The organism is Enterobacter chinensis (assembly GCF_034008295.1).
GTDB classification, from domain to species: Bacteria; Pseudomonadota; Gammaproteobacteria; order Enterobacterales; family Enterobacteriaceae; genus Enterobacter; species Enterobacter chinensis.
The window spans coordinates 70,872-96,694 of sequence record NZ_JARDVI010000003.1 but is presented as its reverse complement, the minus strand read 5'-3'; the positions used below and the strand labels follow the sequence as shown (position 1 = coordinate 96,694).

Sequence of the window (25,823 nt, the reverse complement as noted above, 5' to 3'; positions counted from 1 at the left end):
CGATGAAACTACTCATAGTTGAAGACGATCTGTTATTGCAGGAAGGGCTGGCACTGGGTCTGGCTAATGAAGGGTATGCCCTCGACTGCGCCAGCACGGCGGCGGAAGCGGATGCCCTGATTCAGAGCGGCGAATACAGCCTGGTGATCCTCGATTTGGGCTTGCCTGATAAAGACGGCGCCACGCTCCTGAGCCAGTGGCGACGCCGCGGTATCGCCAACCCGGTGTTGATTCTGACGGCACGCGATGCCATTGAAGATCGTATCACCGGCCTCGATGCCGGTGCAGATGATTACCTGGTGAAGCCTTTTGCACTTGCAGAGCTGCAGGCTCGGGTGCGAGCGTTGATTCGTCGTTATCAGGGTCATAGTGATAACTTACTGACCTACGGCGATATTACGCTGAATCTGCAAACCCAGCAGGTATTGCGCCAGGCCCAACCGGTTGAGGTGACGCCAAAAGAGTTCGCCCTGCTAACGCGTCTGATCATGCGCAGCGGGCAAACGGTGCACAGAGAAACTCTCCAGCAGGATATCTACTCCTGGCAGGACGATCCGGGCTCAAATACCCTTGAAGTCCACATTCACAACCTGCGTCGTAAGCTCGGCAAAGACAGGATCAAAACCGTCCGTGGCGTTGGCTATCGTCTGGAGAGCCAGAAATGAACAGCATGCGTCGGCGCTTGATGGTTCTGCTGGCGGTTATTCTGTTATTTTTCCAGTTGATAAGCGTGATCTGGCTGTGGCATGAAAGCCGTGAACAGATTGGTTTTCTGGTCAGTGAAACGTTGTCTGCCAAAGCCCGCAATAGCCACGTAGAGAAAGAGATCCGCGAAGCGATTGCCTCTCTTCTGGTTCCTTCTCTGGTGATGGTCGGTTTCACGCTGTTGTTTTCATTCTGGGCAGTCACCTGGATAATCCGGCCCCTCAATAAACTACGCGCCAGCCTGGCTAACCGTTCGGCGGATAACTTAACCCCGCTTCCTATGTATTCCGATATGGAAGAAATTGGCGCGGTTACCACTTCCATGAATCAGTTACTCGCCAGGCTGGACAATACCATTCAGCAGGAACGTCTTTTCACCGCAGACGCTGCACACGAACTGCGAACGCCCCTTGCCGGGATCCGGCTCCATCTGGAACTCATGGCGCAGTCTGGTGCGCCACAGGCTGCGACGTTAATCAGCCGTATCGATCAGCTTATGCATACCGTTGAACAACTGCTGATGCTGGCCCGTGCCGGACAAGCAATGGCCAGCGGCCACTATGAAACCGTTAACTGGACGGACAATATCATTACGCCGCTTGGCCTTGAGCATGAAGCCAAAGAACATACGGTGATATGGCCCGCCAGGAGTGCGCTCACGGTTCAGGGAGACGCAGTGCTTCTGCGTCTGATGCTGCGCAACCTGCTGGAGAATGCCGGACGATACAGCCCGTCAGGGACAACGATTGAAGTGACATTAAACGAAATCGAAGGGGGTACTCAGGTCAGCGTTATCGATCAGGGTCCCGGTATTGATGAAGCTCACCGACAGTCTATTACTGAGCCATTCCGTCGTCTTGACCAGCGCTACGGTGGCAGTGGTCTGGGCCTGAGTATCGTGCAGCGCATCGTGCAGCTCCACCACGGCAAGCTGACACTTGAAAATGGCGCTGAAGGCGGATTGATCGCCAGTTGCTGGTTACCGTCAACGCTGGAATAAAAAAAGCCCCCATAATGGGGGCTTTGGACAGATATTAGTGCTTGTAAATGAACTCGACGCCTTCTTCGTCGTCTTCATCCCAGTCATCGTCCCAGTCTTCATCATCTTCTTCCGCTTCCAGCTCTCCGAGCTGCTGGCGGTGGTAGTCATCCCACATGAATTCGACTTTTTCAGGCTGTTTGGCTTCTTCCGCCTGGACAATTGGGTTCTCGATGATGAAGGTCATCACATCCCAGCACAGATCTTTCACGCCAACCTGGCTTGCCGCAGAGATCAGGTAGTATTTTTCTTCCCAACCCATCGCTTCTGCAATCGCTTTGGCTTTTGCTTCCGCTTCGGCTTTGTCCATCAGGTCGATCTTGTTGAAGACCAGCCAGCGTGGTTTATTCGCCAGTTTTTCGCTGTATTTTTCCAGCTCACCGATGATGATTCTGGCGTTTTCAACCGGATCGGAACCATCGATAGGATCGATATCGATGAGATGCAACAGTACACGGCAACGCTCAAGGTGTTTCAGGAAGCGAATACCCAGACCGGCCCCTTCCGCAGCGCCTTCAATCAGACCCGGAATATCGGCAACCACAAAGCTCTTCTCGTTATCCATACGGACAACACCGAGGCTTGGTACCAGCGTGGTAAACGGATAGTCCGCCACTTTTGGTTTCGCAGCAGAGACGGCACGAATAAACGTCGACTTACCGGCGTTTGGCATACCCAGCATACCCACGTCGGCCAGAAGCATCAGCTCCAGCTGCAGGTCGCGCTTATCGCCCGGTGTACCCATCGTTTTCTGACGCGGCGTACGGTTAACGGAAGATTTGAAACGGCTGTTACCCAGACCGTGCCAGCCACCTTTAGCAACCATCAGGCGCTGACCGTGTTTGGTCATGTCACCCATGGTTTCACCAGTCCCCTGGTCAATCACACGCGTGCCGACCGGAACCTTAATGGTGACGTCTTTTCCGCGTTTCCCGGTACAGTCACGGCTCTGGCCGTTCTGGCCACGTTCAGCGCGGAAGGATTTCTCGAAACGGTAGTCGATCAGCGTGTTGAGGTTCTCATCCGCCTCCAGCCACACGTCACCACCATCCCCGCCGTCGCCGCCATCAGGACCGCCACGTGGGATATACTTTTCACGGCGGAAGCTCACGCAACCATTGCCGCCATCACCAGCCACGACCAGGATCGTCGCTTCATCAACAAACTTCATTTTACTCTCCGTAACTCATTCGCCTGAGCGGGGGACTACTACAACCGCTTCATTTTTGCGCCAACGTCCCCAAAGACGATGACCAATGGCGGAATACATCGCGCCCGCAACCACGACAAACGCACCGAGATAGCCCAACAGGTTGAGCATCGGTCTGACGAAGACATCGGGCCAGGCCATTGATAACAAATCTGAAAATAACAGCGTAAACAGCGGGGTAAGCGTAATTAACGCGCTTACCTGTGCTGCTTGCCAGCGCGCCATCGCTTCGGCCAGCGCGCCATAACCGACCAGCGTGTTCAGCCCACAAAAAATGAGGCACGCCAGTTGCCAGTCGCTAAGCTGGGCGATCACACCCGGCTTTGCTAATGGCAGCAATGCTATTGTACACAAAGTGTACAGCAAAAAGAGGATCTGCTGTGAGGCAAGACGACGCAATAACACCTTTTGTGCGACACCATAACTCACCCAGACCGTTGCTGCCCCTACACCGAAGATCACACCCCACGTGTAATCCGTCAGTCGGGTAAAAATCTCCATCAGACTGGTGTTGAAGAACATCACCAGACCGCATAGCAGCATGCTCGCCCCGATAATCTGCGTACCGCGCATCTTCTCCTTAAGGATAAAGACGCTGGCGACCATCATGCCCACGGGTGAAAGCTGACCAATCACCTGTGACGCCGTAGGGCTAAGATATTGCAGGGAAGAGCTAAACAGAATGAAGTTACCAAACAGACCGCCCGTCGCAATAGCCAGCAACACCAGCCAGCGCGGTTTGCGGAAGAGTCGCAAAGGTGGAAGCTTACCTTTGATAGCCAGAATGGCCCCGAGGCCGATGCTTGCCATCAGAAAGCGATAAAAGACCACCGTGGGCGGCTCCATCACTTCCAGTACCTGCTTCATTGCAATTGGCAGCGCACCCCAGCACATTGCGGTTGTGAGCGCCAAAAGAATACCAATGCCGGCCTGCTGCTTCATGCCCGTTTTCCCTACAGAAAAAATTACCGGGTTTCCAATGTAAAAAGCCCCGCAACAGGTTGCGGGGCTTTAATCCGTTACCGGACCGAGAAAACCTTACTCAGCAACGATGCTGATGTATTTACGGTTGTTCGGGCCTTTAACTTCAAATTTCACTTTACCGTCTGCTTTAGCAAACAGAGTGTGGTCACGACCGCAACCTACGTTGTTGCCAGCGTGGAATTTGGTACCACGTTGACGAACGATGATGCTACCCGCCAGAACGGATTCGCCACCGAAACGCTTAACGCCCAGGCGTTTAGCTTCTGAATCGCGACCGTTACGTGTGGAGCCGCCAGCCTTTTTATGTGCCATTTAAATCTCTCCTCAGGTCTTAGGCGCTGATGCCAGTAATTTTCACATCAGTGAACCACTGACGGTGGCCCTGCTGCTTACGGTAGTGTTTACGACGACGAAACTTAACGATTTTAACTTTCTCGCCACGACCGTGTGCAACAACTTCAGCTTTGATAACGCCGCCATCAACGAAAGGAACGCCGATTTTGACTTCTTCACCGTTTGCGATCATCAGAACTTCTGCGAACTCAACAGATTCGCCAGTTGCGATGTCCAGCTTTTCCAGGCGAACGGTCTGACCTTCGCTTACTCGGTGTTGTTTACCACCACTTTGGAAAACCGCGTACATATAAACTCCGCTTCCGCGCACGTCCTCGTATGATTCAGAGTGCGCTATAAATATTCACAATAGGGCGCGAATATTACGCAAAACGCGAGCCTTTGACAAGTGCTACCGTCAATACATGAAGAAAAAAAACACAACACGTACGGTAACGTTTATCTGAGCCGTTTTTTCAGTACAATCAGCACTACTATTGATAAACCGAAACCCTTCGTTACCCCATTGTAGATGGGATCAACAGGATAAAAAGCCCGGCTTTTGCGATGAATTTAGAAAAAATCAACGAGTTAACCGCGCAAGATATGGCGGGTGTGAATGCAGCAATCCTGGAGCAACTCAACTCTGACGTTCAGCTGATCAATCAGTTGGGCTATTACATTGTCAGCGGCGGCGGTAAACGCATTCGTCCGATGATCGCCATTCTGGCTGCCAGAGCCGTTGGCTATCAGGGAAATGCCCACATCACGATCGCAGCGCTCATCGAATTTATTCACACGGCGACGCTTCTGCATGATGACGTTGTGGATGAATCGGATATGCGTCGTGGCAAAGCCACGGCAAACGCCGCTTTCGGGAACGCAGCCAGCGTACTGGTGGGGGATTTTATTTATACCCGCGCCTTCCAGATGATGACCAGTCTGGGTTCTCTGAAAGTGCTGGAAGTGATGTCCGAAGCCGTTAACGTCATTGCGGAAGGCGAAGTGCTGCAACTGATGAACGTCAACGACCCTGACATCACCGAAGAAAACTACATGCGCGTGATCTACAGTAAAACAGCGCGCCTGTTTGAAGCGGCCGCCCAGTGTTCCGGCATTCTGGCTGACTGTACTGAGGCACAGGAAAAAGGGCTGCAGGACTATGGTCGTTATCTGGGTACGGCATTCCAGTTAATTGATGATTTACTGGACTACAGTGCGGACGGTGAGACGCTCGGCAAAAACGTGGGTGATGACCTGAACGAAGGCAAACCGACCCTGCCGCTGCTTCACGCTATGCGCAACGGAACAGCCGACCAGGCGAAAATGATCCGTGAAGCGATTGAGCAGGGAAATGGCCGCCATCTTCTGGAACCCGTACTGGAAACCATGGCCATCTGCGGATCGCTGGAGTGGACGCGCCAGCGTGCGGAAGAAGAAGCAGATAAAGCCATCGCTGCACTGCAGGTTATTCCAGACAGCCCATGGCGCGATGCGCTAATTGCTCTGGCTCACATCGCCGTTCAGCGCGACAGGTAATCCCCTTGTATCTCCCCGCACCAGCGCGGGGAGATTCCAGTACACCCCAGTAAATTACGTAGTCATGTAAATTTATCGGTTTAGAGACCGCATGAATAAAGCCGTGCCTTATTCTGAATATCCTTTCAAGTAACGCGAACTTTTTAGAACAAGAGTTTGAAATGGGTATAGTAAGCCCGTCGTTTCAGAAGAAACGGCGTAGGTGAATCCGAACTTAAGGACAGCGTTATGGATACGAAATTTATCGACTGGCATACGGCAGATATCATTGCGGCACTGCGCAAAAGAGGCACTTCACTGGCTGCAGAATCCCGCCGCAATGGCCTGAGTTCTTCAACCCTCGCAAATGCCCTCACCCGACCCTGGCCCAAGGGAGAGTTAATTATCGCGACAGCGCTGGATACACATCCGTGGGTGATTTGGCCTTCGCGCTACCACGATCCCCTTACCCATGAGTTTATCGACAGATCGCGTATGATTCGCCAGAGAAAGGCAAAGAAAGAATCGCAGGAATAATGCGTTTTTGACAGGAACAGCAACCCCCCGGTCATTTCTGGCAGGGGGCTGCCGGAACGATTACTCGCCCTTCACACGCTCGATATTCGCACCCAGCGCGCGCAGTTTATCTTCGATACGTTCGTAACCACGATCGATGTGATAAATACGATCCACAATCGTTGTCCCTTCCGCAATACAACCCGCCAGCACCAGGCTTGCTGACGCACGCAGATCGGTTGCCATCACCTGAGCACCTGACAGTTTCTCAACGCCGTGGCAAATCACGGTATTACTCTCGATCTCTGCATGTGCACCCATACGGATCAGCTCCGGTACGTGCATAAAGCGGTTCTCGAAAATGGTTTCAGTGATGAAGCCGGTACCTTCAGCGACCAGGTTCAACAGGGTGAACTGCGCCTGCATGTCGGTCGGGAACGCCGGATGCGGCGCGGTACGTACATTGACCGCTTTTGGACGCTGACCATGCATATCGAGGCTAATCCAGTCTTCACCGATTTCGATATCCGCACCCGCATCGCGCAGTTTCGCCAGCACCGCATCCAGAGTATCTGGCTGTGCGTTACGGCAGACAATTTTACCGCCAGAGATCGCCGCAGCCACCAGGAAGGTACCGGTTTCGATACGGTCCGGCAGTACGCGATAGACACCACCGCCCAGACGCTCAACGCCTTCGATGGTGATACGGTCGGTACCCTGACCGGAGATCTTCGCACCCAGCGCCACGAGGAAGTTTGCAGTATCCACAATTTCCGGTTCACGCGCGGCGTTCTCGATGATAGTGGTACCTTCTGCCAGCGTCGCCGCAGACATAATGGTGACCGTTGCGCCCACGCTCACTTTGTCCATGACAATGTGCGCGCCTTTCAGACGGCCATTGACGGACGCTTTGACGTAACCTTCTTCCAGCTTGATCTCTGCACCCAGTTTTTCCAGACCAAAGATATGCAGGTCAACCGGACGCGCGCCGATAGCGCAACCGCCCGGCAGTGAAACCTGCCCCTGGCCAAAACGCGCCACCAGCGGACCAAGCGCCCAGATGGAAGCACGCATGGTTTTCACCAGATCGTAAGGGGCAGAGAAGTTGTTCACCTTGCTGGCGTCGATCCAGACGGAACCGTTACGCTCAACTTTAGTGCCCAACTGGGTGAGCAACTTCATGGTGGTGTCGATATCTTTCAGCTTCGGTACGTTCTGAATTTCTACCGGCTCTTCCGCGAGCAGCGCAGCAAAAAGGATTGGCAGCGCGGCGTTTTTCGCGCCAGAAATTGTGACTTCGCCCTGGAGACGCGTTGGCCCCTGTACACGAAATTTATCCATTGTGTGCTCTCTTATAAATTCAACCGTGCTGCGGGCCTGTCGCCCTCAGCTCAAAAACCGTTTAGTTTGCGATCGCGTGCCCACTCTTGCGGGGTAAACGCTTTAATCGACAGGGCGTGGATGCGGTTATCCGCAATATATTCCATCAGCGGCGCGTACACAGCCTGCTGCTTCTTCACACGGCTCATGCCGTCGAACATATCACCCACAGCAATAACCTGGAAGTGACTGCCATCGCCAGTGACGTGGGCTTCCTGAAGGGAGAGTGCATTCATCAGCACTGTCTGGATTTCATGATTTTCCATGGGTTCTTAATCATCTGATAGTGAAAACAAGCCCAACATCTTAGAGCAAAGTGGCGTCGTCTTAAACAAGCAAAAAGCCCCGACGATGAAACTGTCAGGGCTTTCGGAAGTAACGCACTGAAAATATTAACGAGGCAGTACGTCCTGAGGGAGATTGTAGAGCTGCGCAAGTGTAACCACGTTATCGCTCGCGCCGTTAAGCATAACGCTCAACCCTTGCTTTTTACCCTCGGCAATCAGATGGGCAAGCAGCGCAACACCTGCCGTGTCTACCCGCGAGACGTCGCTTAAGTCGATAAGCGTCACGCCCTGCATGGCTTCATGGCGTTTGTCCCACAAGGGGTTCAGCAGATCCTGATCCAGCTCACCGGACAGCTTTAATGTCTCGCCTTCACGCGACCAGCTGAGTTGCTGTGACATTACTTCTTCTCGTCCAGGCTAATTTTCTGACGAGAAATGGACTGCAGCTGTGCGGTCAGGCCATCAATGCCTTTGGTACGCAGCAGGTCGCTCCACTCGTTCTGTTTGGTGGTGATCATGCTTACCCCTTCGGCAATCATGTCATACGCCTGCCAGTGACCGGTCTGGCTGTTTTTACGCCACTGGAAGTCCAGACGAACCGGCGGGCGGCCGTTAGGATCGTTGATTGTCACGCGGATAGGCACAATGGTCGCATCGCCCAGCGGCTGCTCAGGTGCAATCTGATAGGTCTGACCGTGGTACATCGCCAGCGCCTGACCATAAGCCTGTTTCAGGTATTCACGAAACGCGGCAAAGTAGGCATCACGCTGCGCAGGGGTAGCATCTTTGTAATAACGCCCCAGAACCAGCGCCCCCGCGTATTTGATCTGTACATACGGCAGCAGTTCCTGGTCAACGACGTCACGCAGGTAATCAGGATTAGCACGAATCTTAGGTTGTTCGTCTTTAAGACGGTCGAAAGTCTTCTTCGCCGCTTCGTCCATCAGTTTGTACGGGTTACTCTGATCCGCAGCATGCGCAGCGGTGAGAGGGGCAATGACCAGCATGGCAACCATTAACAGTCGTTTAAACATGAATGACTTCTCCTGAAATTAATTCGTCGTGCCTGGTGTCGGTGCGACATTGGTATGATCTTCGCTCTGCGCAGGGGCAGCATCGGATTTTTTCTCATCCCCTTTACTGCTGTAAAGGAACTGACCAATCATATCCTCCAGCACCATCGCGGACTTCGTATCCTGAATGACGCTACCGTCTTTAAGGATAGTCGTTCCCAGCTCAGGGTCTTCAAAACCGACATTAAGTGCCAGATATTGTTCGCCCAGCAGGCCTGAAGTCCGGATCGAAAGGGAACTGGTGTCCGGAATATGGTTGTAACGTTCTTCGATATCCATCGCGACGCGTGGCAGGTAGGTTTTCTCATCAAGCGTAATGTCAGATACGCGTCCGATCACCACGCCGCCAATACGCACCGGTGAACGAGCCTTCAGCCCGCCAATATTATCGAAGGTGGCATAGATGCGATAAGTAGGCTCTGTGCGCACAGACGTGATATCCGCCGCTCTCAGGCAGATAAACAGCGCGGCCAGCAGCGCCAGTAGCAGGAATATGCCGACCCAAATTTCATTTTTTTTCGTTTGCATGAACTCAATTCCCAAACATCAGTGCGGTGAGCACAAAATCCAGACCCAGTACGGCCAGCGACGAATGTACGACTGTACGTGTAGTTGCACGGCTAATGCCTGCCGACGTCGGGATGGCATCATAACCATTGAACAATGCAATCCAGGTGACCGTAATGGCAAATACCACGCTTTTAATCAGACAGTTAACCAGATCCATTCGCAGGTCAATGGCGTCCTGCATGGCGGACCAGAAGAAACCGGCATCAATGCCTTTCCAGTGGACGCCAACCAGCGAGCCGCCCCAGATGCCCACGGCGACAAACAGAATAGTCAGTAGCGGTAAAGAGATTACGCCAGCCCAGAAACGCGGTGAAATCACGCGACGCAGCGGATCGACCGCCATCATCTCCATGCTGGAGAGCTGTTCGGTCGCACGCATCAGGCCAATTTCAGCCGTTAATGCCGACCCCGCGCGCCCGGCGAACAACAGCGCCGCCACAACCGGCCCCAGTTCACGTAGCAGCGAGAGCGCCACCAGCATTCCGAGGCTGGTTTCCGCGCTGTAGGTTGTCAGCACAAGGTAACCCTGCAGCCCAAGCACCATACCGATAAACAAACCGGAAACAATGATGATGAGCATCGACAGCACGCCGACATTATAAAGCTGCCGCACCAGCAGAGGGGCGTGCTTACGGAATTCCGGCTTGCCGAACAGCGCGTTGAATAACATCAATCCGGCACGCCCGAACGTCCTGATGGTTTTTATGCCACGGTGTCCGAGAGCGGCCAACGCATTTAACAGCATGAGTGGCTTAACTCCCTATTCCCAGTAAATCGTCACGATAGTCGCCCGCCGGGTAGCGGAACGGCACAGGGCCATCTGCAATACCGTCGAGGAACTGCCGCACGCGAGGATCGCAATTTTCCTGCAACGCCTGGGCGCTACCGTGTGCGACGATCTTTTTGTCCGCCACGATATAGGCGTAATCGGCAATGCTCAACACTTCCGGTACATCGTGAGAAACCACAATGCAGGTTACGCCAAGCGCGCTGTTCAGTTCAGAGATGAGCTTCACCAGCACGCCCATTGTGATGGGATCCTGTCCAACGAACGGTTCGTCGAACATGATTAAATCGGGTTCTAATGCAATGGCTCGTGCGAGCGCGGCACGGCGCGCCATACCGCCGGAGAGTTCCGAAGGCATCAGTTTTGCAGCCCCCCGCAAACCAACGGCCTCAAGTTTCATCATCACCGTGCTTTTCAGCAACGCGGGCGGCAGGCTGGTATGTTCGCGCAGCGGATAGGCCACGTTATCAAAAACGTTCATATCCGTGAACAAGGCCCCTGACTGAAAGAGCATGCTCATACGTTTGCGAACAGTATACAGGCGCGAGCGTGACATCTCCGGGATGTTTTCGCCATCAAAGAGGATTTCACCGCTATCGGGTGGGATCTGCCCACCAATAAGGCGCAGCAGGGTCGTTTTACCGATCCCGGACGGCCCCATGATGGCAGTGATCTTGCCACGCGGCACGGTCAACGAAATATCATCAAATATCAATCTGTTGGCGCGAGAAAAACTCACCCCACGGACATCGACTATATTCGCCAGCGTTTGGCTCATTTACGGTTCCTTTCTTGCCCTACTTCATACGAAGCCTGAAGCTTAAATCAGCCCTAAACCCCACATTTTTACAGAATATTGGCTGGAGAGGTTAGCGAAAGCTGGCATTTGTTTTACTTTTCCGGCGCATAAAGTCAAAATTAGGAATTCGTTACGCCTCCGACTGTATACAGTCCAGCCATTCCCGCGCGATGGACCGACGAGTATACCTGAAGAAAGGACTTTTGATGCTTTTAGCAACAGCACTGTTAATAATTGGTTTACTTTTGGTGGTCTACAGTGCTGACCGTTTAGTGTTTGCTGCATCTATCCTGTGTCGCCTGACTGGCGTACCGCCTGTCGTCATCGGGATGACCGTTGTCAGTGTTGGAACATCACTCCCTGAAATCATCGTCTCTGTCTCGGCATCGCTGCACGGCCAGTTAGACCTGGCAGTAGGCACCGCGATTGGCTCGAACATCGTCAATATATTATTGATTTTAGGCCTGGCGGCACTGCTCCATCCATTTCGCGTGCATTCTGATGTTCTGCGCCGTGAATTGCCGCTAATGTTAGTCGTAAGCCTGCTGGCAGGGTGCGTATTTTATGATGGAATACTGAGCTTCAGTGACGGCATATTCCTGCTGGCGCTGGCCGTTATTTGGTTGCTGTATAGTGTTAAAATTGCCCGTCTGGCTGAGAAGCAGGGTCTGGATAGCCTCACGCGCGAGCAGGTCGCCGAGCTCCCGCGCGAAGGTACGCTGCCTGTTGCCCTGCTCTGGCTTGGCGTTGCGCTGATCATCATGCCGATGGCAACGCGCATGGTCGTGGATAACGCGACGGTGCTGGCGAACTATTTCGCCATCAGTGAACTGACTATTGGCCTGACGGTTATTGCCATCGGCACCAGCCTGCCGGAGCTGGCCACGGCCATTGCGGGGGCACGGAAAGGTGAGGATGACATTGCCATTGGTAATATCATCGGCTCCAATATTTTTAATATCGCCATTGTGATGGGCCTGCCGGCCCTGATTACGCCAGGGCCCTTTAATCCCCTGGCGTTCTCACGTGATTACGGCGTGATGCTGCTGGTCAGCGTGATATTTGCCCTGCTCTGCTGGCGGCGGCAACGACAGATTGGCAAAGGTGCAGGCGCGCTGTTGACGGGTGGATTTATCGTATGGATGGCGATGCTGTACTGGCTCTCGCCTCTTCTCTCTGGGTAAACGGAAACGCATTATGTCGCAAATAGAATTGCAGCCGGGTTTTGACTTTCAGAAAGCAGGCAAAGACGTTCTGGAGATTGAACGTGAAGGTCTGGCGCAGTTAGATCAGTACATTAATCAGGATTTTAGTCTGGCATGTGAGAAGATATTCTACTGTGCCGGCAAAGTCGTGGTGATGGGGATGGGTAAGTCCGGCCACATTGGACGCAAAATGGCGGCGACGTTTGCCAGCACCGGAACCTCGTCCTTCTTTGTACACCCGGGGGAAGCCGCGCACGGGGACCTGGGAATGGTCACGCCGCAGGATATCGTCATCGCGCTGTCCAACTCCGGTGAGTCTAATGAAATTCTGGCGCTGATCCCGGTACTGAAGCGGCTGCAGGTGCCGCTTATTTGCATAACCAGCCGTCCGGAAAGTAGCATGGCGCGTGCGGCTGATATTCACCTGTGCGTTAAAGTTCCCAAAGAGGCCTGCCCGCTGGGCCTGGCGCCGACATCCAGCACCACCGCTGCGCTGGTCATGGGCGATGCGCTCGCCGTGGCGCTGCTGGAAGCCCGCGGTTTTACGCCGGAAGATTTCGCGCTTTCCCACCCGGGCGGCGCGCTGGGGCGCAAGCTGCTGCTTCGGGTTAACGATATTATGCACACCGGGGATGAAATCCCTCACGTCAGTAAAGAGGCCTCCCTGCGCGATGCACTGCTGGAAATCACCCGTAAAAATCTGGGTATGACGGTCGTGTGCGACGATCTGATGAAAATTCAGGGGATCTTCACCGATGGCGACCTGCGCCGCGTGTTCGACATGGGTGTAGATGTCCGCACGCTGGGCATTGCCGATGTGATGACGCCCGGCGGTATCCGCGTGCGTCCGGGGACATTGGCAGTGGATGTGCTGAACCTGATGCAGTCCCGTCATATCACCTCCGTTATGGTTGCCGATGGCGACCAGTTGCTGGGTGTGGTACATATGCATGATCTGCTGCGCGCAGGCGTAGTGTAATGAAGGATAAGACAATGAGTAATGCGGGTGCATCCCTTGCAACCTGTTATGGTCCGGTCAGTACCCAGATGATGGCAAAGGCGGAAAATATTCGCCTGCTCATCCTGGATGTGGATGGGGTACTCTCCGATGGCCTGATTTATATGGGCAATAACGGTGAAGAGCTAAAAGCGTTTAACGTTCGCGACGGCTATGGTATCCGCTGCGCGCTTACCTCGGGTATCGAGGTTGCTATCATCACCGGGCGGAAAGCTAAACTGGTAGAAGACCGCTGTGAAACCTTAGGCATTACCCATTTGTATCAGGGTCAATCCGATAAGATGGCGGCATTCAATGATTTAGTGGGTAAACTGGCTATCGCGCCGGAAAACGTGGCCTATGTCGGAGACGATCTGATTGACTGGCCAGTGATGGCTGAAGTTGGGCTGAGTATCGCCGTTGCCGATGCGCATCCGCTGCTGATCCCGCGCGCGGACTACGTTACCCACATCAACGGTGGCCGTGGTGCCGTCCGTGAAGTCTGCGATCTGCTCCTGCTGGCGCAGGGCAAGCTTGATGAGGCCAAAGGGCAATCGATATGAGTAAAACCAGACGTTGGATTATCATTTTGCTTTCGCTTGTCGCCCTGGTATTGATTGGCGTGAACCTTGCCGATCGCGACGATACGCAAACGGAAGCGATCAACACTAACGATCCAACCTATAAAAGCGATCACAGCGACACCGTGGTCTATAGCCCGGAAGGCGCGCTGAACTATCGCCTGATTGCCCAGCATGTTGAATATTTTTCAGATGACGGTATTTCGTGGTTTACCCAGCCCGTCATGACCACGTTTGATAAAGACAAAGTGCCAACGTGGTCAATTAAGTCCGATCGGGCAAAACTGACAAATGACCGTATGCTTTATCTGTATGGTCACGTTGAAGTCAACGCCCTGACCGCTGACTCGCAACTGCGAAAAATTACGACGGATAATGCCCAAATCAACCTGGTGACCCAGGACGTGACGTCGCAGGATCTGGTCACACTGTATGGCACAACATTTAATTCCAGCGGTTTAAGAATGCGCGGGAACTTACGCAGCAAAAACGCCGAGCTGATTGAAAAGGTTAGAACCTCCTATGAAATTCAAAACAAACAAACTCAGCCTTAAAGTAATTATCGCCAGCGCGATGCTGGCAACCAGTCTCCCCGCGCTTGCTGTAACGGGCGATACCGACCAGCCGATCCATATCGAGTCCGACACCCAGTCTCTCGATATGCAGGGTAACGTCGTCACCTTTACGGGTAACGTCGTCATGACCCAGGGCACCATTAAAATTAACGCCGACAAAGTGGTCGTTACCCGTCCGGGTGGCGAGCAGGGCAAAGAGATTATCGATGGCTATGGTAATCCGGCGACCTTCTATCAGATGCAGGACAACGGCAAGCCGGTGAAAGGCCACGCCACGCATATGCACTATGAGCTGGCGAAAGATCTGGTCATCCTGACCGGGAATGCATATCTGGAACAGCTGGACAGCAACATTACCGGCGACCAGATCACCTATCTGGTTAAAGAGCAAAAAATGCAGGCCTCCAGCGAGAAAGGCAAACGCGTCACCACCGTACTGGTTCCGTCGCAGCTGCAGGACAAAGGCAAAGGCCAGGCCCCGGCACAGAAGAAGAGTAACTAATTCGTTATGGCAACATTAACTGCAAAAAACCTCGCGAAGGCCTATAAGGGCCGCCGTGTCGTAGAAGATGTCAGTCTGACCGTCAACTCCGGCGAAATTGTGGGCCTGCTTGGCCCTAATGGTGCGGGTAAAACCACAACCTTCTACATGGTCGTTGGCATTGTGCCGCGCGATGCCGGCAACATTGTCATTGACGATGAAGACATCAGTCTTCTGCCGCTGCACGCGCGCGCGCGCCGTGGGATCGGCTATCTGCCGCAGGAAGCTTCCATTTTCCGTCGTCTTAGCGTTTACGATAACCTGATGGCGGTCCTGCAAATTCGTAACGATCTGACCAGCGAACAGCGTCAGGATCGTGCTAACGAGCTGATGGAAGAGTTCCACATTGAGCATCTGCGTGACAGCCTCGGTCAGGCGCTCTCCGGGGGTGAACGTCGCCGCGTTGAGATTGCGCGTGCGCTGGCCGCAAACCCGAAATTTATCCTTCTGGATGAACCGTTTGCGGGCGTTGACCCGATCTCCGTTATCGACATTAAACGAATCATTGAACACCTGCGTGACAGCGGGCTTGGCGTACTGATCACCGACCACAACGTGCGTGAAACGCTGGCCGTGTGTGAACGCGCGTATATTGTGAGCCAGGGCAATCTGATCGCCCACGGTACGCCGCAACAGATCCTCGAAGACGATCATGTTAAGCGCGTCTATCTTGGGGAAGACTTCAGACTCTGATAGGGTAGAGGTAACGTAACGCCGAACCGGAGAAAAATGCTCTGAACATGAAGCAAGGTTTGCAATTAAGGCTCAGCCAACAACTGGCGATGACGCCGCAGTTACAGCAGGCAATTCGCCTGTTGCAACTGTCCACGTTAGAACTTCAGCAGGAGCTCCAGCAGGCGCTGGACAGTAATCCCCTGCTGGAACAAACCGATCTTCATGACGAGGTAGAAACCCAGCAGTCGCAGGATACAGAAGCGCTCGACACCGCGGATGCACTCGAACAAAAAGAGATGCCGGACGAGCTTCCGCTGGATGCCAGTTGGGACGAAATCTACACCGCCGGAACCCCTTCCGGTACGCGTGCAGACTACCAGGACGATGAGCTACCGGTCTATCAGGGAGAAACCACCCAGTCGCTTCAGGATTACCTGATGTGGCAGGTGGAGCTGACCCCCTTCTCCGACACCGATCGTGCGATTGCCACGTCCATTGTCGATGCCGTGGATGACACGGGCTATTTAACCGTCACGCTGGACGATATCCTCGAAAGCATGGGCGACGAAGAGATTGAGCTTGAGGAAGTAGAAGCTGTTCTGAAGCGCATCCAGCGTTTCGATCCGGTAGGCGTGGCCGCAAAAGATCTGCGCGACTGCCTGCTGATCCAGCTTTCTCAGTTCAGCAAAGAGACGCCATGGCTCGATGAGGCGCGCGTCATCATTAGCGATCATCTGGATCTGTTGGCTAACCATGATTTCCGCAGCCTGATGCGCGTCACGCGCCTGAAAGAAGACGTGCTGAAAGAAGCGGTGAATCTGATTCAGTCGCTCGATCCGCGCCCCGGTCAGTCGATCCAGACCAGCGAACCCGAGTACGTGATCCCGGATGTGCTGGTCAGAAAACACAATGACCGATGGGTCGTTGAACTGAACTCTGACAGCATCCCTCGCCTGCAAATCAACCAGCAGTATGCCTCCATGTGCACCAGCGTGCGTAACGACTCCGACAATCAATATATTCGTAGCAATTTGCAGGAAGCGCGATGGTTGATCAAAAGTCTGGAGAGCCGAAATGATACGCTGCTACGCGTCAGCCGCTGCATTGTCGAACAGCAGCAGGCTTTCTTTGAGCAGGGCGAAGAGTATATGAAACCGATGGTGCTGGCGGATATCGCCCAGGCCGTCGAGATGCATGAATCAACCATTTCCCGTGTAACCACGCAGAAGTATCTGCACAGTCCGCGCGGTATTTTTGAGCTTAAGTATTTCTTCTCCAGCCACGTTAATACCGAGGGCGGCGGCGAAGCGTCGTCAACGGCGATTCGTGCCCTGGTGAAGAAGTTGATCGCCGCGGAGAACCCCGCGAAGCCACTGAGTGACAGTAAGTTAACCACCATGCTGTCCGATCAGGGTATTATGGTGGCACGTCGTACTGTTGCGAAGTATCGAGAGTCTTTATCCATTCCGCCGTCCAACCAGCGTAAACAGCTGGTCTGACACAACCGATAAGGAAGACACTATGCAGCTCAACATCACTGGACAAAACGTCGAAATTACTGAGGCTTTACGCGACTTTGTGAACACGAAGTTTGCGAAACTCGAGCAGTATTTCGAAAGGATCAATCAGGTCTATATTGTGTTGAAAGTGGAGAAAGTGACTCATATCTCGGATGCCACCCTGCATGTTAACGGGGGCGAACTCCATGCCAGTGCGGAAGGGCAGGACATGTACGCTGCTATCGACGGCTTGATTGATAAGCTTGCGCGACAGCTCAATAAACATAAAGATAAACTGAAACAACACTAATTGTCCGGGCAGTTAACGGGTGCAGGACGGCCTGTTGTGAAACACAACAGGCCATTTGTACAGTTAGCGCTTAGGTGAAATTATGATGAACAACGATTCCGCTCTTCAACTGAGCAATGTCCTTAACCAGGAATGTACCCGCAGTGCTGTTCACTGCCAGAGCAAAAAACGTGCGCTGGAGATCATCAGTGAACTGGCTGCAAAACAGCTGGGCCTGCCGCCGCAGGTGGTGTTCGAAGCGATCCTGACCCGTGAAAAAATGGGCAGTACCGGTATCGGCAACGGCATCGCGATCCCGCACGGCAAACTGGAAGAGGATACCCTGCGCGCCGTCGGTGTGTTTGTGCAGCTTGAAACACCTATCGCCTTCGATGCCATTGATAACCAGCCCGTCGATCTCCTCTTCGCGCTGCTGGTTCCTGCCGACCAAACGAAAACCCATCTGCATACGCTGTCGCTGGTCGCAAAACGTCTGGCCGATAAAACCATTTGCCGCCGACTGCGCTCGGCCCAAAGTGATGAAGAGCTCTATCAAATTATCACTGAAGCAGAAGGCAATCAGGATGATGCATAACCAGGAGATGGCCTTCACATCTGTTGTCCTGAGGAGAAACGGAACATGGTGCTGATGATTGTCAGTGGCCGTTCAGGGTCGGGGAAATCCGTTGCTCTGCGCGCGCTGGAAGACATGGGTTTTTACTGCGTAGATAACCTGCCGGTCGTGTTATTGCCCGACCTGGCTCGGACGCTTGCGGAAAGACAAACCTCTGCCGCCGTCAGTATCGACGTTCGTAATATGCCTGAATCGCCAGAAATTTTTGAGCAGGCGATGAGTAACCTGCCTGAGGCGTTTTCGCCTCAGCTGCTGTTCCTTGATGCAGACCGTAATACCCTGATCCGCCGATACAGCGATACCCGTCGTCTGCACCCGCTTTCCAGTAAGAACCTCTCTCTGGAGAGCGCTATCGATGAAGAGAGCGATCTGCTGGAGCCGCTGCGCTCTCGTGCCGACCTGATTGTCGACACCTCGGAGATGTCCGTTCACGAGCTGGCGGAAATGCTGCGTACCCGGCTGTTGGGCAAGCGCGAGCGCGAACTGACGATGGTGTTCGAATCCTTTGGATTTAAGCACGGTATCCCGATTGATGCGGATTATGTTTTCGATGTGCGCTTCCTGCCGAACCCGCACTGGGATCCGAAACTGCGTCCAATGACCGGTCTGGATAAGCCCGTCGCGGCCTTCCTCGACAGGCACACAGAAGTTCACAATTTTATCTACCAGACGCGAAGCTACCTTGAGCTATGGTTACCAATGCTGGAGACAAACAATCGCAGCTACCTGACGGTGGCGATTGGCTGTACCGGCGGTAAACATCGTTCGGTTTACATCGCCGAACAGCTGGCCGACTATTTCCGCTCGCGCGGGAAGAACGTTCAGTCCCGTCATCGCACGCTGGAAAAACGTAAAACATGACCGTAAAACAAACCGTTGAGATCACCAACAAGCTGGGCATGCATGCACGCCCGGCGATGAAACTGTTTGAGCTGATGCAGGGTTTCGATGCTGAGGTTCTGCTGCGGAATGACGAAGGTACCGAAGCGGAAGCAAACAGCGTGATCGCGCTGCTGATGCTGGATTCCGCCAAAGGGCGCCAGATTGAAGTAGAAGCCACCGGCCCTCAGGAAGAGGAAGCGCTGGCGGCGGTGATTGCCTTGTTTAACGCAGGGTTCGACGAAGATTAAGGTCTGCTATTCAGCGGGTGGCGCTACGCTTACCCGCCCTACATTAATTTATTGCGCTCCATAAACCCTTCCCCTCCCAACTGACGCATCTGGCGCATGATCCACGCCTGTCGGCTTCGCACGTACCCTGATGGGGCACTGGCTTTAAAGCGGATGGGATTAGGTAAAACAGCCGCCAGGAGTGCCGCTTCTGACATACTCAGACGGCTGGCCGGTTTATTAAAATAACGCTGTGCGGCAGCTTCCACACCAAATATGCCGTCACCAAATTCAGCGACGTTGAGATAGACGGTCAGGATGCGCTTTTTGCTCCAGACTGTTTCCATCCCCAGGGTCAGCCCCGCTTCCAGCCCTTTTCGCACCCAGCTTCGCCCATCCCACAGAAACAGGTTTTTGGCCGTCTGTTGTGACAGCGTTGACGCGCCTCGCACGCGGTTTTCGTGGCGTTCGTTATGGGCAAGTGCCTTTTCAATGGCCGCAACGTCGAACCCCCAGTGCTCCGGGAATTTCTGATCCTCCGCCGCGATGACCGCCAGCCCCATGAACGGTGAGATCGCGTCCATGCTCACCCAGTCTGAGTGGGCCACATAGCTGAAATCGCCGGTGAGCCACGCGCCGAGCTGGCGCTCAACCATAACGGCAGAGAACGGAACCGGCATAATGCTGAATAAAGCCAGCCCGCCTCCCCAGAATACCGCCAGCACAAGAACGATGCGCAAGAGAATACGCTTCACCCATGCGCCTGCGCCAAATTGACGTCTCATTCAGTGAGCACCAGCACGCGAGCCACCAGCTTTTCAATACCTGAGGCGGCCTCTGCAATATTCTGCGCCAGCATATAGGCAGGCGTGGTGACAATTTTGTTATCTTCATCAACCACAATATCATCTACCGGGCACGGGACGTGTTCGCCCCCCATTTCCTCGACGATTTCTGCGGTATCAATATCCGTCCCGATAGTCAGGCGCAGCGGGAAATCAAAAATTTTGGGCAGCATGGCCGGGGCGATGCAGATAAAGCCCAGCGGTTTTCCCGCCGCGTGCATGGCCTGCGACAACGTTTTTAGATGAGGATCGATCTGACACTCCGCACCCTGCGCGGCAAAGGTGCTGAGATTTTTAGCAGCGCCAAACCCACCCGGCACAATTAACGCATCAAGCTCAGCGGCGTCTGCCTGAATAAGAGGATGGATATCACCTCGCGCAATACGCGCGGCTTCAATCAGTACATTACGGGTTTCCGCCATCGGCTCACCGGTCAGATGATTAATTACATCCGCCTGATTTTTGTCTGGCGCAAAACAAATAACCTCTGCTCCCTGTTTTGCCAAAGCCAGCAGCGTGATGACGGCTTCATGTATCTCAGAACCATCGTAAACACCGCATCCGCTCAGCACGACACCAATCTTTTTCATCATGACGATCCTTTTCTGCAACTTGCTGAAGCACATTAATAATTTTGATTAAAACGCTATGCTTCACACATTTCACTGATTCATGTAACAAACCATTTAAGATTTGCTATCTTATCTGCGTGCGGCCTAAATTTTTCAGGCGGCGCCTTTTCGAAAATAACTTTAAAAAACAGGCGCAGCCACGATTTCCCTGGTGTTGGCGCAGTATTCGCGCACCCCGGTTAAGCCGGGGTCATTTTTTTCTGGCATCGACCCAGGCTTTAAGAACTGCAACATCGTTTTGCCACTCTTGTTTCATCTCTTCAACCCAATCACCCACGTTATCTTCCCAGGCAGGTAAATCAGGCGACTGAATCTGTTGACCCAACTGCTGCAGGTGGCGTAAACCGACCGAGCCGGCTGCACCTTTGATTTTATGTCCTTCTTCCACGATGCCCTTCTGGTCCCGGGCGGTCAGGTTTGATTCCAGCACGCTCAGATAGCCAGGCATCATTTTTTCGAACACCGCCAGACCGTCGGTAATCAGTTTTGGACCAACCAGATCGATGTACTGCTCAAGCATTCCCGTATCGAGTATCGTTTGGGCTTTTGCGCTATCAACAGACGTCATGGTGCTCTCCTCTTCATCATGGGTATCCCAGAACTTCTTAATCATGGCGGTCAGAGCAGGCACCGCCAGCGGCTTGCTGAGTACATCGTCCATACCGGCATCGAGATACTCTTTTTTATCTTTCAGTACGTTCGCCGTCAACGCAACCAGCGGCGGCAGTTCATCGGCCGCGTACTGGCGCGTTAGTTCACGCGAGATATCCAGCCCGGTCATATCCGGTAATTGAATATCCAGCAGAACGAGGTCGTATTCGTCCGGTTTAAACATCTCCAGAGCGGCTTTACCCGTCATCGCGACATCGACGCTGTTGCCCAATTTTTCCAGCACAGAGCGCGCCACAATCACGTTCAGCTCAATATCTTCCACCAGCAGGACGTGCAGCGCAGGCAGCGGCATGTCGTCGTTATCAAAGGTATCCTCAACCTCTTCCGCCACCGCCGGCGCATGGACCGTCAGCGTGAAGGTTGATCCTTTGCCCGGCAGGCTGGCAACGGTGATATCGCCACCCATACTCTTCGCCAGCCGTTTTGACACCGCCAGGCCAATGCCTGTACCGGTGGCGGGTTTCCCGCCATTGCTGTCCTTCACCTGGTAGTACATCGCGAAAATTTTGTCCTGCTCCTCCTGCGGAATACCCATCCCGGAGTCTTCCACCTCGAAGTGCAGCATGTCGCCTTCGTCATAGCGGATACGCACCGCTACCTTCCCCTTCTGGGTAAATTTCACCGCGTTGCTGATGAGGTTCCACAGGATCTGGCGCAGTCGCGTACCGTCAGTCACCACTTTATGCGGCAGCGGCAGGGTGGGATCCATGACAAAGCTCAACCCCTTCTGCTGCGCCTGCAAGCCGGAGAGGTTTTCCAGATCGGCAAGGAAGCTGGTGAAATCAACAGGCTGGTTATCAAGCTGAACTTTACGACGTTCCATCTTATCCATATCAATAATATCGTTGAAGATATTACCCAGCGTGACCGCCGAGACATGAATGGTTTTGAGGTATTTTTCCTGCTCTGCGGTCAGATCGGTATCCAGCAGAATACGGCTCAGCCCGACAATGCCATTAAGCGGCGTACGAAGTTCGTGGCTGATGGTCGAGATGAAGGTGGTTTTGTCACGGCTGGCGCGCTCAAGGGCATCCTGATAGCGCTTACGCTCGGTGATATCGCGGCCAAAGCCCATCAGGCCGTGGCGTTTCCCCACACGGTCATAATAGGGCACCTTACGGATCTCGAAGCAGGCTTTACGTCCGTCCGGATAATCCAGCCACTGTTCATAGGTCAGTGAGACGTTATGGCGGAACACTTTTTCGTCCGTCTCCATGACCTTGGCGGCCGCCTCTTCGGAGTAAACGTCCTGCGGCTTCAGGTGAATCAGCTGCTTTTCGCTTTTCCCGGTGAGCAGCTCCATCGCCCGGTTACAGCCGGAAAACTCTTTATCTTCATTACGATAGAACACCAGATCCGGTGAGGCATCAAGGAACGAACGCAGGAAAGAGGATTGCTGCTCGAGCTGGATCTGCGTGACCTCACGCTCTTTCATTTCGACTTTCAGCTGCTCCAGCGTGGCCTGACGCTCGGCTTCCGCCTTCTCACGATCTGAAATCTCCTGATTCAGCTGCGCAATGTTGTCTTTGAGCTGAACGTTGAGCTTCAGGTCGCGCTCGCGCATCTCCTCCAGTTTGTCGACCAGTTTTGACAGGCGCTGGCGGGACTCTTCCAGTTGCTCAACGACGACGGAGAGGAAATAGACCGCCCAGGGGGTAATGAGTAAGCCAAAGAAGATAGAGCGGATGACGTCGATACTTTCGACCTGACCATGCAGAACCATGGTGACGGCCATTTGCACCACAATGGCCAGCACAACCAGCGCCAGCGCCAGCAGCATGGAGAAACGCACCAGCCCGAGCTTCATCATCAGGTCGACGTAGTACTGGGCAAGCATTCGAATTTGCTTCATAGAGGATCCCTTCACGACTTTATCGCTCAATAATACTCAAATTCGCGACGGGGCGTTGAAGGATGTGAGAAAAAATGCGGGGTGAAACAGGAGATTAGCCTCGCTCCCGGCTAACCGGAAGCGAGGAGAGGTCAATCAGGAGCGTTTCAGAAGCAGCCAGAGGCTAATCAGGAGGAAACTGGCGCTCGGCAGCAGTGCACCAATAATCGGCGGAATGCCATACACCAGCGTCAGCGGACCGAAGATCTGATCGAGCACGTAGAACACAAAACCGAAGCTGATACCGGTCACGACGCGTACCCCCATCGGCACACTGCGCAACGGGCCGAAGATAAACGACAGCGCCATCAGCATCATCACCGCCACAGACATCGGCTGGAAGATTTTGCTCCACATATTGAGCTGATAACGTCCCGCATCCTGCCCGCTCGACTTCAGGTATTTCACATAGTTGTGTAAACCGCTGATGGAGAGCGCGTCCGGATCCAGCGCCACCACGCCGAGCTTATCGGGCGTGAGGTTAGTCTTCCACGTGCCGGTCACCGTCTGAGACCCGGTGATCTGTTTCGGATCTGTCAGGTCAGACTCATCAACCTGGGACAAACGCCATTGCTTATTTTCAGGGTCAAACTTCGCAGAAGAGGCGTGTCTGACGGACTGCAAACGGCGCTGATCGTTGAAAGCGTAGATACTGACACCGCCTAACTCATCGTTGCCTTTCACACGTTCGATGTAGACGAAGCTTTTGCCATCTTTCGCCCATAACCCTTGCTGAGTGGAAAGCAGAGACCCACCGTACATCGCCTGAGCACGGTAGTTACGCGCCGTCTGTTCGCCCTGAGGTGCTACCCACTCACCAATCGCCATGGTCAACAGCACCAGCGGGATCGCAGTTTTCATTACCGACAGCGCGACCTGCATACGGGTAAAACCCGATGCCTGCATAACAACCAGCTCACTGCGCTGCGCCAGCATACCCAGCCCCAGCAACGCACCCAGTAGCGCCGCCATCGGGAAGAAGATCTGCACATCTTTCGGCACGCTGAGCAGGGTATACATCCCCGCGCCCAACGCGTCATAACTCCCCTGCCCGGCTTTTTTCAACTGATCGACAAATTTGATAATGCCTGAGAGCGACACCAGCATGAACAACGTCATCATGATGGTGGTAAAAATGGTTTTACCGATATAGCGATCGAGAACGCCAAACGCCTGCATTAGATGGCTCCTTTACGCGAGAATCGGGCACGTATGCGGCGCACAGGCACCGTATCCCACAGGTTTAATCCCAGCGCCAGTAAGATGTACAAGCTGTTGACGAACCATGTCCAGACCATGGGATCCAGCTTACCCTTCGCGCCGTTGGAGCGAATCGAGGTTTGCAGCAGGAAGTAGATCAGGTAAAGCAGCATCGCCGGCAGCATAGAGAGCACGCGTCCCTGACGAGGGTTCACCACGCTCAGCGGAACAACAATCAGTGCCATCATAAACACGGTGAAGACAAGAGTAATACGCCAGTGGAACTCAGCGCGCGCTCTGTTGGTATCGGTATTCCACAGGGTACGCATGTCCATTTGCTCGGTATCCGTTGGATCGAGCGCCACAGCCTGATGGCCGATAATGGCCTGGTAGTTCTGGAAATCCGTAATTCGGAAGTCACGCAGCATTGCGGTGCCTTCGAAACGGGTCCCCTTATTCAGCGTCACGATCTGTGAACCGTCTTTGCGCTGCGCAAGTTGACCAGAGTCTGCGATGACCACCGACGGACGCGCATTACCTTTAGTCCGCAGCTGCGCCAGGAATACATCGTTAAATTTACTGCCGTCAACGCTCTCAATGAACAGCACTGAGTTTCCGTCGGTCGCCTGCTGGAACTGCCCCTGAGCTAGCGCCGCCATGCCGGGGTTTGCTTTCGCTTCGGCCAGCACTTCGTCCTGATGACGGGAAGACATGGGGCCCGCCCACATCACATTCACCGCCGCAACAATACCCGTAAACAACGCCAGTATCATGGCGGCTTTCACCAGTACGGCTTTGCTCAGGCCACAGGCATGCATCACCGTGATTTCACTCTCGGTGTAGAGCTTCCCAAGCGTCATGAGCAGACCAAGGAAAAGACTTAGCGGCAGGATAAGCTGCGCCATTTCCGGGATCCCTAAACCAAGCAGGGAAAGCACCAGATTCGTTGGAATTTCGCCGTCAACGGCCGCACCGAGGATCTTAACCAGCTTCTGACAGAAAAAAATCAGCAGCAGGATGAAGAGGATCGCCAGTTGGCTTTTGAGCGTCTCCCGCACCAGATATCTTATGATTATCACTTTAAATACGCCCGTAAAAACCCGTCTCTTTGCAGGAATTTCGCTTGTTTCATGGCTTAAACGTCATTTATTCTCTTGAGTCGTCGAAATCATCGCTAAGATTAAAACATCCGGCGGATTCACGCTTCAGGACTTTTTCTGACGTGTCGAAACCGTAGTAACGTAAGATTAACACGAAGTCACCACAACAGCGGACAT

Annotated in this window: 31 protein-coding genes; 15 read left to right on the top strand and 16 right to left on the bottom strand. The window is 53.7% G+C overall.

The genetic code is table 11. From position 1 onward, the window contains the following. Positions 1-2: 2 nt before the first annotated feature. Both pmrA and pmrB read left to right on the top strand, forming a co-directional pair. Positions 3-665: a two-component system response regulator PmrA gene (gene pmrA / locus PYW49_RS09755; protein ID WP_320386336.1), complete on the top strand. Its 663-nt coding sequence runs from the start codon at positions 3-5 to the stop codon at positions 663-665. Continuing rightward, on the top strand, positions 662-1,705 hold the full coding sequence (gene pmrB, locus PYW49_RS09750; RefSeq protein WP_134347413.1) for a two-component system sensor histidine kinase PmrB: 1,044 nt from the start codon (positions 662-664) through the stop codon (positions 1,703-1,705). Before pmrA ends, pmrB begins: the two co-directional genes overlap by 4 nt. A 34-nt stretch (positions 1,706-1,739) precedes the next feature. On the opposite strand, the gene cgtA is transcribed toward pmrB, so the two are convergent. The 4 genes from cgtA to rplU all read right to left on the bottom strand — a co-directional run bounded on the left by cgtA (position 1,740) and on the right by rplU (position 4,581). Next, positions 1,740-2,915: an Obg family GTPase CgtA gene (gene cgtA, locus PYW49_RS09745; protein ID WP_134347412.1), complete on the bottom strand. Its 1,176-nt coding sequence runs from the start codon at positions 2,913-2,915 to the stop codon at positions 1,740-1,742. A 15-nt stretch (positions 2,916-2,930) separates the two neighbouring features. Then, a complete protein-coding gene (locus PYW49_RS09740; RefSeq protein WP_134347411.1) occupies positions 2,931-3,896 on the bottom strand; it encodes a DMT family transporter in 966 nt (321 codons plus the stop codon). A gap of 96 nt (positions 3,897-3,992) precedes the next feature. Beyond that, on the bottom strand, positions 3,993-4,250 hold the full coding sequence (gene rpmA, locus PYW49_RS09735) for a 50S ribosomal protein L27 (RefSeq protein WP_004385076.1): 258 nt from the start codon (positions 4,248-4,250) through the stop codon (positions 3,993-3,995). A gap of 19 nt (positions 4,251-4,269) precedes the next feature. Continuing rightward, positions 4,270-4,581 carry a 50S ribosomal protein L21 gene (gene rplU / locus PYW49_RS09730; RefSeq protein ID WP_003025032.1) on the bottom strand — a complete coding sequence of 104 codons (312 nt, stop codon included), beginning with the start codon at positions 4,579-4,581 and terminating at the stop codon, positions 4,270-4,272. Between the two features lie 257 nt (positions 4,582-4,838). On the opposite strand from rplU, the gene ispB reads away from it, so the two are divergent. Then, positions 4,839-5,810 (top strand): octaprenyl diphosphate synthase, encoded by a 972-nt coding sequence (gene ispB, locus PYW49_RS09725; RefSeq protein ID WP_320386335.1) that lies wholly within the window; start codon positions 4,839-4,841, stop codon positions 5,808-5,810. 228 nt (positions 5,811-6,038) lie between these two features. Then, positions 6,039-6,326, top strand: a complete 288-nt coding sequence (sfsB, locus tag PYW49_RS09720) for a DNA-binding transcriptional regulator SfsB (protein WP_134347409.1) — start codon at positions 6,039-6,041, stop codon at positions 6,324-6,326. A 60-nt stretch (positions 6,327-6,386) separates the two neighbouring features. Here sfsB and murA read toward each other — a convergent pair whose 3' ends face one another. The 7 genes from murA to mlaF form a co-directional block, all read right to left on the bottom strand. Continuing rightward, complete coding sequence (murA, locus tag PYW49_RS09715; RefSeq protein ID WP_023309349.1) at positions 6,387-7,646, bottom strand: UDP-N-acetylglucosamine 1-carboxyvinyltransferase; 1,260 nt, start codon at positions 7,644-7,646, stop codon at positions 6,387-6,389. A 50-nt stretch (positions 7,647-7,696) separates the two neighbouring features. Continuing rightward, positions 7,697-7,951 (bottom strand): BolA family iron metabolism protein IbaG, encoded by a 255-nt coding sequence (gene ibaG, locus PYW49_RS09710; RefSeq protein ID WP_134347408.1) that lies wholly within the window; start codon positions 7,949-7,951, stop codon positions 7,697-7,699. Between the two features lie 126 nt (positions 7,952-8,077). After that, positions 8,078-8,371, bottom strand: coding sequence for a lipid asymmetry maintenance protein MlaB (mlaB, locus tag PYW49_RS09705; protein WP_320386334.1), 294 nt, complete (start codon positions 8,369-8,371; stop codon positions 8,078-8,080). Further along, positions 8,371-9,006 (bottom strand): phospholipid-binding protein MlaC, encoded by a 636-nt coding sequence (gene mlaC / locus PYW49_RS09700; protein ID WP_320386333.1) that lies wholly within the window; start codon positions 9,004-9,006, stop codon positions 8,371-8,373. Before mlaC ends, mlaB begins: the two co-directional genes overlap by 1 nt. Before the next feature lie 18 nt (positions 9,007-9,024). Further along, on the bottom strand, positions 9,025-9,573 hold the full coding sequence (mlaD, locus tag PYW49_RS09695) for an outer membrane lipid asymmetry maintenance protein MlaD (protein WP_134347405.1): 549 nt from the start codon (positions 9,571-9,573) through the stop codon (positions 9,025-9,027). 4 nt (positions 9,574-9,577) lie between these two features. Then, positions 9,578-10,360, bottom strand: coding sequence for a lipid asymmetry maintenance ABC transporter permease subunit MlaE (mlaE, locus tag PYW49_RS09690; protein ID WP_047347698.1), 783 nt, complete (start codon positions 10,358-10,360; stop codon positions 9,578-9,580). A gap of 7 nt (positions 10,361-10,367) precedes the next feature. Continuing rightward, entirely contained in the window at positions 10,368-11,180 is an 813-nt protein-coding gene (gene mlaF, locus PYW49_RS09685; RefSeq protein WP_134347404.1) for a phospholipid ABC transporter ATP-binding protein MlaF, read from the bottom strand. A gap of 227 nt (positions 11,181-11,407) precedes the next feature. Between mlaF and PYW49_RS09680 the strand changes: the two genes are divergently transcribed. The 11 genes from PYW49_RS09680 (at position 11,408) to npr (ending at position 19,327) form a co-directional block, all read left to right on the top strand. Then, the gene (locus PYW49_RS09680) at positions 11,408-12,385 is read left to right on the top strand and encodes a calcium/sodium antiporter (RefSeq protein WP_134347403.1); all 978 of its coding nucleotides are present in this window, start codon (positions 11,408-11,410) and stop codon (positions 12,383-12,385) included. 13 nt (positions 12,386-12,398) lie between these two features. After that, positions 12,399-13,385 carry an arabinose-5-phosphate isomerase KdsD gene (gene kdsD / locus PYW49_RS09675; protein ID WP_134347402.1) on the top strand — a complete coding sequence of 329 codons (987 nt, stop codon included), beginning with the start codon at positions 12,399-12,401 and terminating at the stop codon, positions 13,383-13,385. Between the two features lie 14 nt (positions 13,386-13,399). Further along, a complete protein-coding gene (kdsC, locus tag PYW49_RS09670; protein ID WP_059312166.1) occupies positions 13,400-13,966 on the top strand; it encodes a 3-deoxy-manno-octulosonate-8-phosphatase KdsC in 567 nt (188 codons plus the stop codon). Continuing rightward, positions 13,963-14,538: an LPS export ABC transporter periplasmic protein LptC gene (lptC, locus tag PYW49_RS09665; RefSeq protein ID WP_047347694.1), complete on the top strand. Its 576-nt coding sequence runs from the start codon at positions 13,963-13,965 to the stop codon at positions 14,536-14,538. The genes kdsC and lptC overlap by 4 nt, the downstream gene beginning before the upstream one ends. Continuing rightward, positions 14,507-15,061 carry a lipopolysaccharide ABC transporter substrate-binding protein LptA gene (gene lptA / locus PYW49_RS09660; protein WP_024906352.1) on the top strand — a complete coding sequence of 185 codons (555 nt, stop codon included), beginning with the start codon at positions 14,507-14,509 and terminating at the stop codon, positions 15,059-15,061. Before lptC ends, lptA begins: the two co-directional genes overlap by 32 nt. A 6-nt stretch (positions 15,062-15,067) precedes the next feature. Beyond that, complete coding sequence (gene lptB, locus PYW49_RS09655) at positions 15,068-15,793, top strand: LPS export ABC transporter ATP-binding protein (RefSeq protein ID WP_025756692.1); 726 nt, start codon at positions 15,068-15,070, stop codon at positions 15,791-15,793. 47 nt (positions 15,794-15,840) lie between these two features. After that, positions 15,841-17,274 carry an RNA polymerase factor sigma-54 gene (gene rpoN, locus PYW49_RS09650; protein WP_134347400.1) on the top strand — a complete coding sequence of 478 codons (1,434 nt, stop codon included), beginning with the start codon at positions 15,841-15,843 and terminating at the stop codon, positions 17,272-17,274. Positions 17,275-17,296: 22 nt separating this feature from the next. After that, positions 17,297-17,584 carry a ribosome hibernation promoting factor gene (hpf, locus tag PYW49_RS09645; protein WP_013098943.1) on the top strand — a complete coding sequence of 96 codons (288 nt, stop codon included), beginning with the start codon at positions 17,297-17,299 and terminating at the stop codon, positions 17,582-17,584. A gap of 82 nt (positions 17,585-17,666) precedes the next feature. Next, positions 17,667-18,158 (top strand): PTS IIA-like nitrogen regulatory protein PtsN, encoded by a 492-nt coding sequence (ptsN, locus tag PYW49_RS09640; protein ID WP_008501443.1) that lies wholly within the window; start codon positions 17,667-17,669, stop codon positions 18,156-18,158. A 45-nt stretch (positions 18,159-18,203) separates the two neighbouring features. Beyond that, complete coding sequence (rapZ, locus tag PYW49_RS09635; RefSeq protein WP_047347692.1) at positions 18,204-19,058, top strand: RNase adapter RapZ; 855 nt, start codon at positions 18,204-18,206, stop codon at positions 19,056-19,058. Next, on the top strand, positions 19,055-19,327 hold the full coding sequence (gene npr / locus PYW49_RS09630) for a PTS phosphocarrier protein NPr (protein WP_003861872.1): 273 nt from the start codon (positions 19,055-19,057) through the stop codon (positions 19,325-19,327). The genes rapZ and npr overlap by 4 nt, the downstream gene beginning before the upstream one ends. Before the next feature lie 38 nt (positions 19,328-19,365). Here the strand turns inward: npr and mtgA are convergent, their stop codons facing one another. The 5 genes from mtgA to lptF all read right to left on the bottom strand — a co-directional run bounded on the left by mtgA (position 19,366) and on the right by lptF (position 25,625). Next, complete coding sequence (gene mtgA, locus PYW49_RS09625; protein WP_320386332.1) at positions 19,366-20,091, bottom strand: monofunctional biosynthetic peptidoglycan transglycosylase; 726 nt, start codon at positions 20,089-20,091, stop codon at positions 19,366-19,368. Beyond that, positions 20,088-20,741, bottom strand: coding sequence for an isoprenoid biosynthesis glyoxalase ElbB (gene elbB / locus PYW49_RS09620; protein ID WP_320386593.1), 654 nt, complete (start codon positions 20,739-20,741; stop codon positions 20,088-20,090). Before elbB ends, mtgA begins: the two co-directional genes overlap by 4 nt. Before the next feature lie 232 nt (positions 20,742-20,973). Then, on the bottom strand, positions 20,974-23,307 hold the full coding sequence (arcB, locus tag PYW49_RS09615; RefSeq protein WP_320386331.1) for an aerobic respiration two-component sensor histidine kinase ArcB: 2,334 nt from the start codon (positions 23,305-23,307) through the stop codon (positions 20,974-20,976). 135 nt (positions 23,308-23,442) lie between these two features. Further along, positions 23,443-24,525, bottom strand: coding sequence for an LPS export ABC transporter permease LptG (gene lptG / locus PYW49_RS09610; protein ID WP_134347397.1), 1,083 nt, complete (start codon positions 24,523-24,525; stop codon positions 23,443-23,445). Next, positions 24,525-25,625 carry an LPS export ABC transporter permease LptF gene (gene lptF, locus PYW49_RS09605; RefSeq protein WP_320386330.1) on the bottom strand — a complete coding sequence of 367 codons (1,101 nt, stop codon included), beginning with the start codon at positions 25,623-25,625 and terminating at the stop codon, positions 24,525-24,527. The genes lptG and lptF overlap by 1 nt, the downstream gene beginning before the upstream one ends. Between the last annotated feature and the right edge of the window lie 198 nt (positions 25,626-25,823).